The sequence below is a fragment of the uncultured Psychroserpens sp. genome (assembly GCF_947501425.1).
GTDB lineage: Bacteria > Bacteroidota > Bacteroidia > Flavobacteriales > Flavobacteriaceae > Psychroserpens.
Map to the genome: position 1 here is coordinate 1 of NZ_CANMVN010000010.1, position 16,465 is coordinate 16,465.

Sequence of the window (16,465 nt, forward strand, 5' to 3'; positions counted from 1 at the left end):
CTCACTGCGCTCGCCCTTCCTCAACGCTCCGCTTTGAACATAAGAAAGCTTTGCTTATAAATTCAAGCGAGCTTGATGTAACGCTTCGCTTTGAACTTCGGATTGACTCACTGCGCTCGCCCTTCCTCAACGCTCCGCTTTGAACATAAGAAAGCTTTGCTTATAAATTCAAGCGAGCTTGATTTAACGCAAAGCTTTCTTATGTATTCGTGACCTCGAGAGGATTCGAACCTCCAACCCTCAGAGCCGAAATCTGATATTCTATCCAGTTGAACTACGAGGCCTAATTATTTTTAAGACAACTTAGCTTTGACAATAGTAGATATGGTTTTACCATCTGCTTGTCCTGCTAATTCTTTATTAACAATCCCCATAACTCTTCCCATATCCTTCATACCTTCTGCACCTATGTCCTCAATAGTCATCACTACAACTTTTTCTATTTCTTCTTCACTCAATGCTTCTGGCAAAAACTGACTAATAACCTCAGCTTGGTCTATCTCAGGTAAAGCTAAATCTTTTCGATCTTGTTCTAAGTATATGGCTGCACTATCCTTACGCTGTTTTACTAACTTCTGAAGGATTTTAAGCTCTTCCTCTTCGGTTAACTCTTCATTTCCTCCTGACGATGTCTTAGCCAATAAAATGGCAGATTTTACCGCTCTAAGAGCTTCTAAAGCTACTTGATCTTTTTCTTTCATTGCTGCTTTCATTGCAGTCATTACATCATTTTGTAAACTCATAACGCATGATTTGATTTAGAATGCGAATATATGAAAAAAGAAAGTGGTTTTTGAGTAATATGCATTGGTATTACTACTTAAAAAAACCCGAAAAGTCTATCTCAACTTTTCGGGTTTAACAAAGTGTGAAACACTAAACTAAATTTGCTATTAATCTACGTTGTCGTGTAAAAATGAATTGTTACTTCTCAATTGAATATCATCGTTGTCGTCAGTAGTCACCGATGTTCTCGAAGCGTTGGTTTCTGATGAATGCTGAGCATCCTCTAAATTCACACCTTGTCTTTTATATGCAGGTTCTTTTTCAATTTCATCTATTTTTGCCGTATTGAACTTGTAATTGAAATCTTTCATCTTGCGACGTCTTTCATCTGCTCTTTCCTTTAGTAATTCTGAAATAGGGCTATTCATTGGGTCGATCTCATCGATCACCTCTTCTTCATCAACTTCGGTTTCAATAACCTTTTTTTCAAATACAATATCTTCTTCTACCTCAGGTTCTGGCTGAACTTTAACTTTAGCCTCACTTTCATTCATAGCAGACTCATAAGTCATAAAATCATCTAAAGCATAACGCTTTTCTCCCTCTTCATTGGCTTCAGTCACAGGAACGATTTCTACATGTTCCTTAACTTCCATATCTTTCACCTCGTCATCTAAACTGAAAATAGTTTTGTCTTGCTGATCTTCAACTTCATCTTCAGACGCTCCAAACGATAATGGTAAATCAAACGTTAATGTGATCTGCTCTTCCTCTACCTCTTCAATAATTGGTTCTTTTTCCTCCTGAATTGGTGTTATAACAAATTCTTCAACGTCTACTTTATGGTCTAAAACTTCATCATAAACAACATTGATATTTCTGATAATGTCTGTTGTAGTTATTAATTCAGTTTCACTATTTCCAGAAATTTCATCACTTTCATCTTCATCTTCCATTAAGGTATGAATAACCACTTCTGGTGCTTTTTCTTCTTCTTTTTCAAGAATAATATCTGGTGTAATAATCGCTGGATCACTTTCAGTAACATGCACATCATCATTTCGATCATCTTCTAAAGCATGAACCACTTTCTTTTGTTCAGTATTTGAAATTTCATGCTGTTGATCAATATCAAAGCCAGTAGCAATAATAGTTACAGAAATAGACTCTTGTAAAGATTCATCTTCACCAACACCCATAATAATATTTGCACCATGACCTGCTTCCATTTGAATATGGTCATTAATCTCACCTATTTCATCAATAGTGATTTCTTGAGAGCCAGAAACGATAAGCAACAATACGTTTTTAGCTCCAGTAATTTTATTATCGTTTAATAATGGCGAATCTAAAGCCTTCATTATCGCTTCCTGCGCTCTGGTTTTACCAGAAGCTGTAGCAGAACCCATGATTGCTGTACCACTATTACTTAACACCGTTTTAGCGTCTCGTAAATCTATGTTTTGAGTATAGTGATGGGTAATAACTTCTGCAATTCCTCTTGAAGCAGTTGATAGTACTTCGTCTGCTTTTGAGAATCCAGCTTTAAATCCTAAATTACCATATACCTCACGTAATTTATTGTTATTGATAACTACTAAAGAATCAACATGTGCTCGGAGTGTTTCTACTCCTTTTTGCGCTTGTTCATTTCTTGTTTTTCCTTCAAACTGAAAAGGCATCGTTACAATACCTACAGTTAAAATATCTAGTTCTTTTGCTAGTTTGGCAATTATTGGAGCAGCTCCTGTTCCTGTACCACCACCCATTCCAGCCGTTATAAACACCATTTTTGTATTGGTATCTAACATACGACGTAAATCTTCTAAACTTTCTACGGCAGCTTGCTCTCCTACTTCCGGATTTGCTCCTGCACCTAAACCTTCGGTTAAATTAACTCCTAATTGGATTTTGTTCGGGACACCACTGTTTTGCAGTGCTTGGGCATCTGTATTACATATAACGAAATCAACACCTTTAATCCCTTGTAAAAACATGTGATTAATAGCGTTACTTCCTCCTCCACCTACTCCTATCACTTTGATGACATTAGATTGGTTTTTAGGTAGATCAAATGCAATGTTGCCTAACTCGTTGTTGTTGCTCATAAAATCTCTTTTACTCTATTTATACTTTATTTCCCCCAAATATCTTCAACAGTCCTACCCAATTGAAGATGTATGATATTATTTATTCTGCGTTATCTAAAAAATCTTTAACGCGCTCTGTTAACTTATCTAAAAATGATTTTCGCTCCTTTTTCGGTTGCTGAATCGTTTCTTCTTGTTGAGAACTATTGTCATCAGAATGCTCTTCAGACACTTGCTCCATTTGTTGAACTTCTTTTTCTACATGCTTACGGTCTTGACGCTTTAATCCATCCATGACCAAACCAACAGCTGTAGCAAATAACGGACTCGCAATATCATCATCACTATCTCCTGCTAAATGCTCATTTGGATATCCTATTCTGGTATCCATTCCTGTAATATATTCTACCAACTGCTTTAAATGTTTTAACTGGCTACCTCCTCCTGTTAATACAATTCCTGCAATTAATTTTTTCTTTTGCTCCTCATGTCCATAGTTCTTTATTTCTACATAGACCTGTTCTATAATCTCAACAACTCTAGCATGAATAATCTTAGACAGATTTTTTAATGTGATCTCTTTGGGTTCACGACCACGTAATCCAGGAATAGAGACAATCTCATTATCTTTATTTTCTCCAGGCCATGCAGATCCAAATTTTATTTTTAATAATTCAGCTTGCTTCTCAATAATTGAACAGCCTTCTTTAATATCTTCGGTAACCACATTTCCACCGAAAGGTATTACAGCTGTATGACGAATAATCCCATCTTTAAAAACCGCTAAATCAGTTGTACCACCTCCAATATCTATTAAAGCAACACCTGCTTCTTTTTCTTCCTGGCTTAAAACTGCATTTGCAGAAGCCAGAGGTTCTAAAGTGATACCTTCTAATTCTAATCCAGAACTTTTAACACATCGTCCAATATTTCTAATGGATGATACTTGTCCAACAACCACATGAAAATTAGCTTCTAATCGTCCGCCATACATTCCAATAGGTTCTTTAATTTCAGCTTGACCATCGATCTTATACTCTTGTGGTAAGACATGAATGATCTCCTCACCTGGCAACATCACTAATTTATGTACTTGATTAATCAATCGATCTATATCTTCCTCATCTATCACTACCTCAGAATTAGCTCTAGTGATATAATCACTGTGTTGTAAACTTCTAATATGCTGACCAGCAATACCAACAGTAACCTCTTCTATTTTCATTCCAGCTTCTGCCTCGGCTTCTTGAACGGCTTGCTGAATCGATTGGATAGTTTGCGTTATGTTATTGACCACACCACGATGTACTCCCAAACTTTTGGATTTTCCAATGCCTAAAATTTCGGCTTTGCCATATTCATTCTTACGACCAATCATAGCCACAATTTTTGTGGTTCCGATATCGAGTCCTACTGAAATTTTATTATTTTCCATCACTTATTTTTTGGTGCAAATCACTTGCTTATCAAATTTTAAATTCACTAGTTTATAACTATCTAGTGCTTTATCTTTCATGGCTTTCTTGTAAAAAGCTTTAAGATTATCTATTTTTTTATCTAATAATTCTAAGGTTCCTAAATGGATATTAAAATCATGAGATCTAAATTTTAAATCAATGGTTTTATCTTGGTTTTGATGAATTAATACTACATGCTTCATCAAAAACTCATCAGCTTGTACTTTTTTTGCTACAACATGTACATTAGCCAAATCATTTTTTTCAATATAACCAGTAACTAAAGGCACGCGTGCACTGTAATTTGTTGATAAAGGCATAAACGAGCCAGTCTCATCAATGTAATAAGATGCATTTGTGCTTACTCTTGCAATAGGTTTTTTCTGTTCAATTTCAGCAGTGATTAAGCCATCAACACTCATAAACACTTGTGCTTGCTTGATCATTGGATTAGAGTTTAGGGCAGTTTCTAATTCGTTCAAATCTATAATATCTTTAGGCTTATTCGTAACACTCTCCTGATTTTGTATTAACAATTTACTAACAGTCTCATGGGTTACAAAAAGATTATCATCTCCAACAAATTTTATATTTGGAGCCTCTACTTTTCTAGTAGAATTTCTAACAGATGAAAACGCATACAAAAACCCCACTAACACTAGTAGTAACACAACTTTTATATAGCTATAATTAACTTGCAAGGCTCAATGCGTTTTTTATATGTTTAACTTCTTCTCCTATATCTCCTGCTCCAATCGTTAAAATTACGGGAGCATTTGACAACTTAATAGTTTGTATCAACTCTGATTTTTGAACTAACTTTTTATTTTTATTTTCAATTTTACTTAATAACCATTTTGAGGTCACTCCTTCAATTGGGAGCTCTCTTGCTGGATAAATATCCAACAATAACACTTCATCAAATTTTGATAAACTCGCAGCAAATTCACTTACAAAATCTTGCGTTCTACTATACAAATGCGGCTGAAAAACAGCCAAAACCTTTTTGTCTGGATACATTTCTCTTACAGCTTGATGAACTGCATTGATCTCTTCTGGATGGTGGGCATAATCATCAATATAAACAAGATCATCTGTTTTAATATGGTAGGTAAATCTTCGCTTTACACCTTTATAGGATGCTAAAGCTTTGGCGAGCTGCGGATGAGGGAGTCCATATTCTACAGACATCGCCAAGGCTATTAATGCATTCGACAGATTGTGTCTACCAGGTAGGCTAAATTTGAAATTTTCTAGTAGTGTATTTGGTGTTTTGACATCAAACACGTAACTACCATTTACTATTTTTATGTTTTTTACAGAATAATCTGAGTTGTCCTCGATTCCATAAGTAATTCCTTCTATTGGTAATCCATTTTTAACGAATAGTTTTCCGTTAGTTTTTATTTTTTTAGAAAAATCTTCAAATGATCTGACCAATTCTGACGCATCGCCATATATATCCAAATGATCTGCGTCCATAGAGGTGATACAGGCAAAATCTGGTGCTAAGGTTAAAAATGAACGATCAAACTCATCAGCTTCGACAACCGTTACCTTTGTACCATTCAAGATCAAATTAGAATCATAATTTTCACTAATTCCTCCTAAAAAAGCTGTCACTTCTACATCACATACATTCAACAAGTGTCCTAAAATACTTGTCGTTGTTGTTTTTCCATGTGTACCAGCTACTGCTAGACAAAAGGTTTGTTTTGTAATCTCTCCTAATACCTGAGAACGTTTCATGACCTGAAATCCTTCCGACTTAAAATAATTTAATTGGTTGTGTGATTTCGGAATTGCAGGAGTATATACTACGAGTGTATCTTGGACATTAGAAAATTTAACATCGATATGTTTGACATCATCCTCAAAATGAATTGAAACTCCTAAATCTACAAGCGCATCAGTTATATCTGTTCTAGTTTTGTCATAGCCTCCAACAGTCATTCCCTTTGCCACAAAATAACGAGCCAAGGCACTCATTCCGATGCCTCCAATACCTATAAAATAAACGTTATTTGTATGTCCTAAATCCATTTACTGTTTCAACAATTTTTCTACTTCGTCAACTATATCTTTTGTTGCATTAACTAATGCTAATTGTTTTATGTTTTGACTCAATTCCTGCCTTTTTTCCGAAGAAGACATTAACTCATCAAAGTGAGTTTCAAACTGAGCATCTAATTCACTTTCCTTAATTAGGATAGCTGCATTTTTATCTGCTATAGCTTTTGCATTTTTGGTTTGATGATCTTCGGCTACATTAGGTGATGGAATAAAAACAACCGGTTTCCCAACTACACAAAGTTCAGATACCGAACTTGCTCCTGCTCTTGAAATAATAATATCTGCAGCGGCATACGCCATATCCATAGTATTTAAAAAAGCATGAACCTGAACATGGTCCAGCTCATTATAATGTTTGTATTGCTGGTAATACAATTTTCCACATTGCCAGATCAATTGGATATTCTGAGATTGAAAGTATTCTAATTTATCTTCAATTAATTGATTGATACGCCTTGCTCCTAAACTACCGCCTAAAACCAGAAGTGTATGTTTACTATGTATCAAGGTAAATGCATCTTTACCTTCTATGTGTTTATTGGACACATTAAGTAGGTCTTTACGAATGGGATTTCCAGTAAGAATAATTTTCTCCTTAGGAAAGAATTTATCCAGACCTTCATAAGCTACACAAATCTTATCCACTTGTTTTGACAATAACTTATTAGTGATACCAGGATATGAATTTTGCTCCTGTATTAAGGTAGGAATACCTTTGGATGTTGCTGTCTTAAGTAATGGTCCGCTGGCAAATCCACCTGTACCTATTGCAACATCTGGTTTAAACGTATTGATGATTTTACGAGATTTCAACAAACTTGATATGAGCTTAAATGGAAACATTAAGTTTTTGAGTGTTAGCTTACGTTGGATTCCAGAAATCCAAAGTCCTTCAATCTCATAACCAGCTTGAGGCACTTTTTCCATTTCCATACGATCTGAAGCTCCTACGAATAAAAACTCAGCATCTGGAAAACGAGATTTCAATTCATTTGCAATAGCAATTGCAGGATAAATATGACCTCCTGTTCCACCACCTGATAATATGATTTTATATCTACTCATTAAATGGTTTCACTTAAAATTTCTAATGGGTTATCGTCGTTGATTTCTTGTTCCTTTATTTGTTCTCGTTTAGCACTAACACTCAGTATAATTCCAATCGCCAAACAGGTCATCCAGATAGATGTTCCACCACTACTTATTAATGGCAGTGTTTGACCTGTTACTGGAAATAACTCCACAGCAACAGCCATATTTATCAATGCTTGAAATATGATAGGTAAACCAACACCTAACACCAATAGCTTTCCAAAAACTGTATCTGATTTTTGTGACACTATCACAATTCTGAATAACAACCACGAATACAAGAGCAATAAGAATAAGCCACCTATCAATCCATACTCTTCAATAATTATGGCGAAAATAAAATCAGATGACGACTGAGGCAGTACATTTTTTTGCGTACTCTTACCAGGTCCTTTTCCTTGAATTCCTCCAGACGCTATGGCTATTTTAGCATTTTCAATCTGATAATCTGCCTCTGTATCCTCTCCATTTGCAAAATTTTCTATCCTACTTATCCAGGTATCTACACGATTAGGCATAGCATCCGGAAATGCTTTAGCTACTAATATAAAAAGCACCAATGCAACAATTCCTGCACCTATAACTACAGCAAGATATTTTAAAGGGTAACCTCCAATAAAGGTTAACATCATAACCATAAGAAATATAATGGCTGTTGTTGAAAAATTAGCAGGCAAAATCAGTATCAACACAAGAAATACTGGTGTCCAGAGTGGCAATAATGTCTCAACAAATGAGATTTTCTTATCTTGTATTTTAGATAAATAGCGTGCCACATATACCATCAACACTACAGCTGCCAAAGTAGAAGTCTGAAATGACATCCCAACAAACGGAATTTGGATCCAACGGCTGGCATTAGCACCATCAATTGTAGTGCCCTGTAACATTGTAACAACCAACAAGACAATGACTATAGGAATCATAATCATGGATAATCCTTTGAAATATCTATATGGAATTTTATGAACACCATACATGATTGCAAACCCTAAAAAGAGATGCATAAAATGCTTTACAAAAAATCCGAAAGTATTACCCGACCCTCCAACATATGCTAAATTACTTGCAGCACTATATACAGGTAAGAATGAGAAAATTGCCAACAACGCTGCAATAGCCCATATCAATCGATCTCCCTTTATGTTTTTAAATAGTGCTTGCACTTGTATTTTGTTATAAGTTTCTTACTGCTTCCTTAAATTGACGACCTCTATCTTCATAATTCTCAAAAAGGTCAAAACTTGCACATGCTGGCGACAACAACACATTATCTCCAGCCTCTGCCACCTTATAAGCTATTTTTACTGCTTCGCTCATATATTGAGTTTCAACAATTATGTCAACCATATTACTAAAGTTCTCCATTAACTTGGCATTATCAACTCCAAGGCAAATAATAGCTTTCACTTTTTCGTTAACAAACTGAAATAGCTCTTTATAATTGTTGCCTTTATCTTCGCCACCTACAATCCATACTGTTGGTGCATCCATGCTCTCTAAGGCGAAATATGTCGCATTGACATTGGTTGCTTTAGAATCATTGATATATTGTACTTTATTAATTTTAAGTACATGTTCTAACCGATGCTCTACACCCTGAAAATTTTCTAAACTTTCACGAATAGTTTGCTTTCTAATTTTAAGCAAATGTGCCACTGTTGAAGCAGCCATTGCATTTTTAATGTTGTGTTTTCCCTCTAATGCTAAATTTGCTGTTGGCATAATTATCTGATTATTATCTATTGTTATTTTTATATTGTCTTTGTCCAAATACGCTCCATTCTCAATAGGTTTTATCAATGAAAATGGTAATAAAATTGATTGAATAGGATGGGTCTCTAACCACTTAGAAATCACCTCATCATCTGCATCATAAATAAAATAATCTGATGCTGTTTGATTCTCTACTATCCTGAATTTTGAGGCGATATAATTTTCAAATACGTAATCATATCTATCTAAATGATCTGGTGTGATATTGGTTAAAATCGCGATATGCGGTTTAAAATCAATAATATCGTCAAGCTGAAAACTACTGATCTCCAAAACGTAATTTGGATAATCTTTCTCTAAAATCTGCTTCGCAAAACTGTCTCCTATATTACCTGCTAAACCAACATTTAACTCCTCTTTTAACAAGTGGTGTGTCAAACTTGCTGTTGTTGTCTTACCATTACTACCTGTAATTCCAACAATAGTTGCATTGGTAAATTTTGAAGCAAATTCGATTTCAGAAACAACAGTTATTCCTTTAGCCCTAATCTTTTTAACTAAAGCAACTTTATCAGGAATTCCTGGGCTCTTCATTACGATATCAGCATTTAGAATTTGTCCTTCAGAATGTTGACCATCCTCAAATTCAATCTCATTATGTATAAGAACTTGTTTGTACTTTTCTTTTATATTTTGGTTATCAGAAACGAAAACCTGAAATCCTTTTGCTTTTCCTAAAAGTGCTGTTCCAACACCACTTTCACCTCCTCCAAGAATCACTAATCGTTTCATCTATCTAATTTTCAATGTCACAATTGATATGATGGCCAATAGAATTCCTATAATCCAAAACCTTGTAACTATTTTACTTTCGTGATATCCTGATTTCTGATAATGATGATGTAAAGGCGACATCTTAAAAATGCGTCGACCTTCGCCATATTTTTTTCTTGTGTATTTGAAATAGCTAACTTGCATTATGACAGATAAATTTTCAGCTAGGAAAATTCCGCATAGCACTGGTATCAGCCATTCCTTACGAACAGCAATAGCAATTACAGCTATAATACCTCCAATGGTTAAACTCCCAGTATCACCCATAAAGACCTGTGCTGGATAGGCATTATACCATAAAAATCCTATGAGTGCTCCTACAAAAGCTGCGATATAAATAGTGATTTCTTCAACCCTTGGGATGTACATAATATCTAAGTAATCTGAAAAGATAATGTTACCAGAAACCCAAGCGAAAATCCCTAAAGTGAGTACAATTATAGCTGATGTACCTGCAGCTAAACCATCGATACCGTCAGTTAGATTTGCACCATTAGACACTGCTGTAATAATAATTATGGATGCTAGAATAAAAATAATCCAAGCATATTTTGATAATTCTGGACTAATCCATGTAATTAAATCGGCATAATCAAATTCATTCCCTTTCACAAATGGAATTGTTGTCTTTGTTGACTTTGCCTCTTCTTCGAATAACTTCGAAGGTGAAATATTTGGATTCTCAGCCAAAAGTATAATTTGCTGTTCTTCAGGCAGTTTTTCTTTCATAGTAACATCATCATGGAAGTACACTGTAGCTCCTACGATTATCCCTAAACCAACCTGACCTAACACTTTGAAGCGCCCTTTCAGCCCTTCCTTATTATTCTTGAACTTCTTAATATAATCATCAATAAATCCGATGGTTCCCATCCAGATTGTTGTTACAATGAGAAGAATGATATAAATGTTTTCAAGTTTCGCTAATAATAATACTGGAATCAAGGTTGCCAAAATAATGATGATTCCACCCATTGTTGGTGTTCCAGCTTTTTCAACTTGACCTTCAAGCCCAAGATCTCGAATCGTTTCTCCAACCTGTTTCTTTTGGAGAAAGCGAATGATACGTTTACCAAAAATTGTCGATATCAGCAATGAGAGGATAATTGCAACCGCAGCTCTAAAAGTTAAAAACCCAAAAAGCGAGGCTCCAGGGAACTGAAACTGCTGTTCTAAATATTCGAATAGGTAATACAACATATTTATATTATTTCTGCAACTGCTTTAAAAATTCTTCTACTATTTTATAATCGTCAAAATCGGTACGCTCACCCTTGATTTCCTGATAGGTTTCATGACCTTTTCCTGCAATTAAAATGATGTCTTTAGACTTAGCCAATTGGCAAGCTGTTTTGATGGCTTGCTTTCTATCAACAATCGACATGGTCTTTTTAAAATTTTGAGGCTCGACCCCTTTTTCAATATCTTCAATGATAGTCTCAGGGACTTCACTTCTAGGATTATCACTAGTGAATATCACTTTGGTACTCAAGGCAGAGGCAATATGCCCCATTTTAGGTCGTTTGGTCTTATCTCTATCTCCACCGCAACCTACAACTGTAATCAATTCTTCATTATTTGTGCGGATGCTATTGATGGTTTCCAATACATTTTTAAGCGCATCTGGTGTATGCGCATAGTCAACAATAGCAGTAACTTTCTCTTCGGAAATAAAATATTGAAAGCGACCACTCACGCTCTCCAATTCACTAATTAATCGCAGCACCTCAACCTTTTCTAAACCTAACAAATCTGCTGTTCCATAAATAGCTGCAATGTTATAGGCATTAAAACTTCCGATGAGTTTTGTCCATAATTCACTTTCATTAAGCTTTAATAGCAATCCACTAAATTCATTCTCTAGAATCTGCGCTTTGTAATCGGCATAGGTTTTTAGTGCGTAAGTATATTTTTTGGCCTGTGTATTTTGCAGCATTACCAAACCATTTTTATCATCAATATTCACCAATACAAAGGCTTGTTTAGGTAAATTATCAAAGAATGATTTTTTGACGTCACGATACTCAGCAAATGTCTTATGGTAATCTAAATGATCATGAGTGATATTGGTAAAAATCCCGCCTACAAAATACAATCCCTCAGTCCTGTATTGATGAATACCGTGAGAACTCACTTCCATAAAACAAAATTCTACGCCTTCATCATTCATCATCTTCAAATATTTGTTGATTGTCAATGAATCTGGAGTAGTATGTGTGGCCTTGTATTCGGTATTATCTACCATAATTCTAACTGTAGATAACAAACCAACTTTATAGCCTGCTTTTTTAAACAATTGGTACAGTAAGGTTGCAATTGTAGTTTTTCCATTGGTACCAGTAATACCAACGAGTCTTAAATTTCTTGAAGGGTTTCCGTAAAAATTATCAGCCATGTAAGCAAGAGCCTGACTTGTATTCTCAACTTCTATATATGTGATTCCATCTTTCAATTGAGCAGGCAACACCTCACAAACGATAGCAATTGCTCCTTGTGCTATGGCTTTATCTATAAACTCATGTCCATCTACAATTGTACCTCTTATAGCCACAAACACATCACCATCTGCTACCTGTCGAGAATCAAAGTGCAAAGCATTAACCTCAATACCAGTGCTTCCTGCCACAGCATTAATAGTAACCTTATATAATATGTCTTTCAGTTGCTGCATTAGGTTCTTAAAACAATTACTTGGTTTGGTTTTACTTTCACGCCTTTATCGACAGACTGAGATCTTATAGTTCCTACGCCTTCCATCTTAACTTTAAGCCCCATATTTTCTAATAATGCCAGTGCATCCATTGCAGGAAGACCAACAACATTTGGCATAATCGTTTTATAAGTCTGTGCAATCGTATAGAAAGCCTCGTATTTCTCATCAACTTCTGTATTGACAACTTCTAAAGATTCTACCTCATCAATTAGAGGCGTTTCAGTATATATTTTTTGTGCGATTCTTTTAAACACAGGCCCCGAAACGTCTGCGCCATAATATCCAACCTTGGTGCTTGGTTTGTGTATAACTACAATACAAGAGTATTTAGGATTATCTGCTGGGAAATAACCTGCAAATGATGAAATATATCTCGGGTTTTTAGACCAATCTTCCATCCAATACTCAGTTCTAGCCGTTCCTGTTTTTCCTGCCATTGAGAAGTTTTCAGAATACATACGACGACCTGTCCCTCTAATAACTACATTTTTGAGTATCTCTTGAATTTCATTCAAAGTTTTATCTGAACAAATCTTTTGATGAATTACCTCTTTATTAAAAACTTCTATTTCTCTATCAAATTCTTTAACAGCTTTTATGAAGCGTGGCTTTATCATTTCACCATTATTAGCTAGAGCGTTATAAAATGCTAAGGTTTGCAAAGGCGTCATTCGCAAATTGTAACCAAAAGCCATTGACTGTAAAGCAGCTCTACTCCATTTTTCATGACCTGGTTCAGGTATAAATGGATCACCTTCACCTTTAATTGAAACACCAAGCGGTTCGTGGAGTTTCCAACTTTTTAAACGGTTAATAAATTTCTTTGGATTCTCAGAGTAGTTTTCATCAATAATTGTTGCTAAACCGATGTTCGAAGAAACTTCCAATGCACGAGCTGCAGAAATTTTTCCATAGCCACGTGAATCTGTAATAGGCTTTCTCCTTCTCGGAAACATCTTTGAGCCCAATTTTGTATCTACCACAGTTGATGTGTCAATAAGCTTATCTTCAAGCGCGGCCATCATGGCCATCACTTTAAATGTAGAACCAGGCTCATGAGACTCCCAAACAGCGTAATTTCTTTTTTCATAATAATTACCTTTTTCTGTTCTAGCAAGATTAGTAATCGCTTTAATTTCTCCAGTTTCAACATCCATAACCACAGCACAACCATGCTCAGCCTCGTATTTCTCTAATTGACCAAGCAAAGAGTGATGTGCTATATCTTGAATATTAACATCAATAGTAGTATAGACATCATGTCCATCTTGAGGCTCTACCTGATTATAATCTACAATAGGCTTCCATTGTCCGTTACCAATTTTCTGTTTTAGACGCTGTCCGTTAACACCTCGCAAATACTTTTCTCCAAAAGCACCATCAATACCTGCTCTACTCACATTTCCGTCCTCGTCAACGCGCTCATAACCAATAGCCCGCTCGGCAATTCCACCCATTGGATGCTCGCGTCTTGTTGTTTGCTCTACTATGAGCCCGCCCTTTATTGCTCCAAGCTCAAGCATTGGAAAGTTTCTCAATCTGATATAGTCTGAATAACTAATATTTCTTGCCAATAGGAAATAACGATTCTTGTTGGCTCGTGCTTTTCGGATGTTTTTCTGATATGTGCTTGAGGGTTTTCCTGAATAAGCTTCAAGAGAGTCTGCTAACGACTTAATGTATTTATTGAAGATTTCCTCTTTAGGTTGGATGGCATCAATGCGAATATCGTATTTGGGAATTGAAGTAGCTAACAAGCTACCATCTGCGGAATAAACATTACCTCTGTTGGCAGGAATTTCTACATTTTTCACTGTTCGCTCTTCAGCAAGGCTTCTGTATTGATCCCCTTGAATGAATTGAATACTGCACAACTTAAACACAACAGCCATCGCAAAGACAAACATACTGCCAGCTATGAAATACAATCTGTTTAATATGTTAGTTTCGGTTGTTGCCAATGTATCAGTTCTGTGATTTTACTTTTATTTTTTTTGGTGGAATCTCTGAAATTTTAATTCCTTTTTTTGCGACTTTTTTAATAATTGATGATTCCATTTTCAACTTCATCAATTTTGATCTCCCGTCAACAAATGCTGATCTATACTCTTTTACTTCATTCTTTAATCTTGCAATCTCATAGACTTTCTGATCGGCACTATGAGAACTTGCTATCATGATAATTGCTAAAACGGAAATGAAAATGATAATCCTCCAGTTTTTAAAAGAATCATCACTCACTAAAAACTTACCTCTCAGTATGCTATAAATATTCCTTTTCATAACTTTTCAGCAATACGAAGCTTTGCGCTTCTAGCTCTATTATTTTGAGCTATTTCCTCTTTAGTTGGAATTATTAAACCACCAACCTTTTTAAGTGGCACTTCAAAATTCCCAAAGACATCTCGTTCTGGCTCACCTTCGAACAATCCGTTTCTTATAAAACGTTTAACCAATCTATCTTCCAAAGAGTGATAGGATATTAAGCTCAAACGCCCACCTTTTACTAACACCTCAGGCGACTGTTGCAAAAATTCCTTTAAGGCTTCAATCTCCTGATTCACTTCTATTCTGATGGCCTGATATATTTGAGCCAACACTTTATTCTCTTTTTTATGATTGAGAAATCTTTTGAGCGCGAGTTTTAATTGTTCGCTTGTTTTAATTTCTCCATCGCGACGCACTTCAACGATTGCTCTTGCCATTGCTGGCGCTTGCCTTAACTCTCCATACTGAAAAAGCACTTGTCTAATTTGCTCTTCCTCATAATCATTAATCACGTGATAAGCCGACAACTTATCGTCTTGATTCATGCGCATATCCAAATCTGCTTCAAACCGTGTAGAGAATCCTCTTTCGGCTACATCAAATTGATGTGAAGACACTCCAAAATCTGCAAGAATACCATCAACTTGTTTTACACCATAAAACCTTAAAAAGCGTTTGATGTATCTAAAGTTTTCATTGATCAACGTAAATCGCTCATCCTCAATAGCATTTAAAAGAGCGTCTTTATCCTGATCGAAAGCAAACAACTTTCCTTTTGGTCCCAGATACTTTAATATTTCTTTACTATGACCTCCACCTCCAAAGGTGACATCTACATAAACACCATCAGGTTTGATATTCAAACCTTCAACCGTTTCTTTTAGTAATACTGGATTATGATATTCCATCGTCATCATCTTGTCCCATCACTTCTTCGGCCAAATCTGCAAAATCACCTGTTGCATCATCAATAGCTTTCTCGTACTTATCCTTATCCCATATCTCAATGATATTTATTGCTGAAGCAACAACGATATCTTTTTTAATTCCAGAAAAAGCCACCAGATCTTTTGGAATGAGCAAACGACCTGCTGCATCCACTTCAACCATTTTCAATCCAGCTGTAAAGCGACGAATGAAATCATTGTTTTTCTTCTTGAAACGGTTAAGTTTATTGACTTTTGACATCAAAACTTGCCATTCACTCATTGGATAGAGCTCCAAACACGGCTGAAATACTGCACGCTTCAAAACAAACCCATTCTGCAAGGCAGGAAGAAGCTGTTTCTTCATGGCAGCAGGAAGCATCAGCCGTCCTTTGGCATCTACTTTACATTCGTATGTTCCAATTAAAGGGTTCAAAATGATTGATTTAGTATCAGTAACGATTAAGATTCAAATATATTGAAAATTTTACCACATTTTACCACTCTATCCCACTTTTGTTGATAAATTTCCATTTAAGTTGGAAATTGAGTCATTAAATTCCCGAATAA

At 35.6% G+C, this 16,465-nt stretch carries 14 protein-coding genes and 1 tRNA gene; all 15 read right to left on the reverse strand.

The window, feature by feature from the left end; translation table 11 throughout:
* Nucleotides 1-210: 210 nt before the first annotated feature.
* The 15 genes from Q0951_RS15115 to mraZ all read right to left on the reverse strand — a co-directional run bounded on the left by Q0951_RS15115 (nt 211) and on the right by mraZ (nt 16,331).
* Nucleotides 211-284: transfer RNA gene (locus Q0951_RS15115), tRNA-Arg, on the reverse strand.
* A 9-nt stretch (nt 285-293) separates the two neighbouring features.
* Nucleotides 294-743 carry a GatB/YqeY domain-containing protein gene (locus Q0951_RS15120; protein WP_299338610.1) on the reverse strand — a complete coding sequence of 150 codons (450 nt, stop codon included), beginning with the start codon at nt 741-743 and terminating at the stop codon, nt 294-296.
* A 150-nt stretch (nt 744-893) separates the two neighbouring features.
* Nucleotides 894-2,834 (reverse strand): cell division protein FtsZ, encoded by a 1,941-nt coding sequence (ftsZ, locus tag Q0951_RS15125; RefSeq protein WP_299338612.1) that lies wholly within the window; start codon nt 2,832-2,834, stop codon nt 894-896.
* An 82-nt stretch (nt 2,835-2,916) separates the two neighbouring features.
* Entirely contained in the window at nt 2,917-4,251 is a 1,335-nt protein-coding gene (gene ftsA / locus Q0951_RS15130) for a cell division protein FtsA (protein WP_299338615.1), read from the reverse strand.
* 3 nt (nt 4,252-4,254) lie between these two features.
* Complete coding sequence (locus tag Q0951_RS15135; RefSeq protein ID WP_299338617.1) at nt 4,255-4,944, reverse strand: cell division protein FtsQ/DivIB; 690 nt, start codon at nt 4,942-4,944, stop codon at nt 4,255-4,257.
* A 19-nt stretch (nt 4,945-4,963) separates the two neighbouring features.
* Nucleotides 4,964-6,316, reverse strand: a complete 1,353-nt coding sequence (gene murC, locus Q0951_RS15140) for a UDP-N-acetylmuramate--L-alanine ligase (RefSeq protein WP_299338620.1) — start codon at nt 6,314-6,316, stop codon at nt 4,964-4,966.
* A complete protein-coding gene (gene murG, locus Q0951_RS15145; protein ID WP_299338623.1) occupies nt 6,317-7,411 on the reverse strand; it encodes an undecaprenyldiphospho-muramoylpentapeptide beta-N-acetylglucosaminyltransferase in 1,095 nt (364 codons plus the stop codon). It lies immediately after the preceding gene.
* Nucleotides 7,411-8,604, reverse strand: coding sequence for an FtsW/RodA/SpoVE family cell cycle protein (locus tag Q0951_RS15150; protein ID WP_299338626.1), 1,194 nt, complete (start codon nt 8,602-8,604; stop codon nt 7,411-7,413). Before Q0951_RS15150 ends, murG begins: the two co-directional genes overlap by 1 nt.
* A gap of 10 nt (nt 8,605-8,614) precedes the next feature.
* The gene (gene murD / locus Q0951_RS15155) at nt 8,615-9,946 is read right to left on the reverse strand and encodes a UDP-N-acetylmuramoyl-L-alanine--D-glutamate ligase (protein ID WP_299338629.1); all 1,332 of its coding nucleotides are present in this window, start codon (nt 9,944-9,946) and stop codon (nt 8,615-8,617) included.
* Nucleotides 9,947-11,188 carry a phospho-N-acetylmuramoyl-pentapeptide-transferase gene (mraY, locus tag Q0951_RS15160; RefSeq protein ID WP_299338632.1) on the reverse strand — a complete coding sequence of 414 codons (1,242 nt, stop codon included), beginning with the start codon at nt 11,186-11,188 and terminating at the stop codon, nt 9,947-9,949. It lies immediately after the preceding gene.
* Between the two features lie 7 nt (nt 11,189-11,195).
* Entirely contained in the window at nt 11,196-12,659 is a 1,464-nt protein-coding gene (locus tag Q0951_RS15165) for a UDP-N-acetylmuramoyl-L-alanyl-D-glutamate--2,6-diaminopimelate ligase (RefSeq protein ID WP_299338634.1), read from the reverse strand.
* Complete coding sequence (locus Q0951_RS15170; RefSeq protein ID WP_299339139.1) at nt 12,659-14,608, reverse strand: penicillin-binding protein; 1,950 nt, start codon at nt 14,606-14,608, stop codon at nt 12,659-12,661. Before Q0951_RS15170 ends, Q0951_RS15165 begins: the two co-directional genes overlap by 1 nt.
* Before the next feature lie 58 nt (nt 14,609-14,666).
* Nucleotides 14,667-14,984, reverse strand: coding sequence for an FtsL-like putative cell division protein (locus Q0951_RS15175; protein ID WP_299338637.1), 318 nt, complete (start codon nt 14,982-14,984; stop codon nt 14,667-14,669).
* Nucleotides 14,981-15,877 carry a 16S rRNA (cytosine(1402)-N(4))-methyltransferase RsmH gene (rsmH, locus tag Q0951_RS15180; RefSeq protein ID WP_299338640.1) on the reverse strand — a complete coding sequence of 299 codons (897 nt, stop codon included), beginning with the start codon at nt 15,875-15,877 and terminating at the stop codon, nt 14,981-14,983. The genes Q0951_RS15175 and rsmH overlap by 4 nt, the downstream gene beginning before the upstream one ends.
* A complete protein-coding gene (mraZ, locus tag Q0951_RS15185; protein ID WP_299338643.1) occupies nt 15,864-16,331 on the reverse strand; it encodes a division/cell wall cluster transcriptional repressor MraZ in 468 nt (155 codons plus the stop codon). Before mraZ ends, rsmH begins: the two co-directional genes overlap by 14 nt.
* Between the last annotated feature and the right edge of the window lie 134 nt (nt 16,332-16,465).

Excerpts from the sequence above, each read along its gene's own strand:
- Q0951_RS15175 (WP_299338637.1), bottom strand. The coding sequence starts at position 14,984 with ATGAAAAGGAATATTTATAGCATACTGAGAGGTAAGTTTTTAGTGAGT.
- murC (WP_299338620.1), bottom strand. The coding sequence starts at position 6,316 with ATGGATTTAGGACATACAAATAACGTTTATTTTATAGGTATTGGAGGC.
- ftsA (WP_299338615.1), bottom strand. The coding sequence starts at position 4,251 with ATGGAAAATAATAAAATTTCAGTAGGACTCGATATCGGAACCACAAAA.
- mraY (WP_299338632.1), bottom strand. The coding sequence starts at position 11,188 with ATGTTGTATTACCTATTCGAATATTTAGAACAGCAGTTTCAGTTCCCT.
- Q0951_RS15120 (WP_299338610.1), bottom strand. The coding sequence starts at position 743 with ATGAGTTTACAAAATGATGTAATGACTGCAATGAAAGCAGCAATGAAA.
- murG (WP_299338623.1), bottom strand. The coding sequence starts at position 7,411 with ATGAGTAGATATAAAATCATATTATCAGGTGGTGGAACAGGAGGTCAT.
- ftsZ (WP_299338612.1), bottom strand. The coding sequence starts at position 2,834 with ATGAGCAACAACAACGAGTTAGGCAACATTGCATTTGATCTACCTAAA.
- Q0951_RS15170 (WP_299339139.1), bottom strand. The coding sequence starts at position 14,608 with ATGTTTGTCTTTGCGATGGCTGTTGTGTTTAAGTTGTGCAGTATTCAA.
- Q0951_RS15165 (WP_299338634.1), bottom strand. The coding sequence starts at position 12,659 with ATGCAGCAACTGAAAGACATATTATATAAGGTTACTATTAATGCTGTG.
- murD (WP_299338629.1), bottom strand. The coding sequence starts at position 9,946 with ATGAAACGATTAGTGATTCTTGGAGGAGGTGAAAGTGGTGTTGGAACA.
- rsmH (WP_299338640.1), bottom strand. The coding sequence starts at position 15,877 with ATGGAATATCATAATCCAGTATTACTAAAAGAAACGGTTGAAGGTTTG.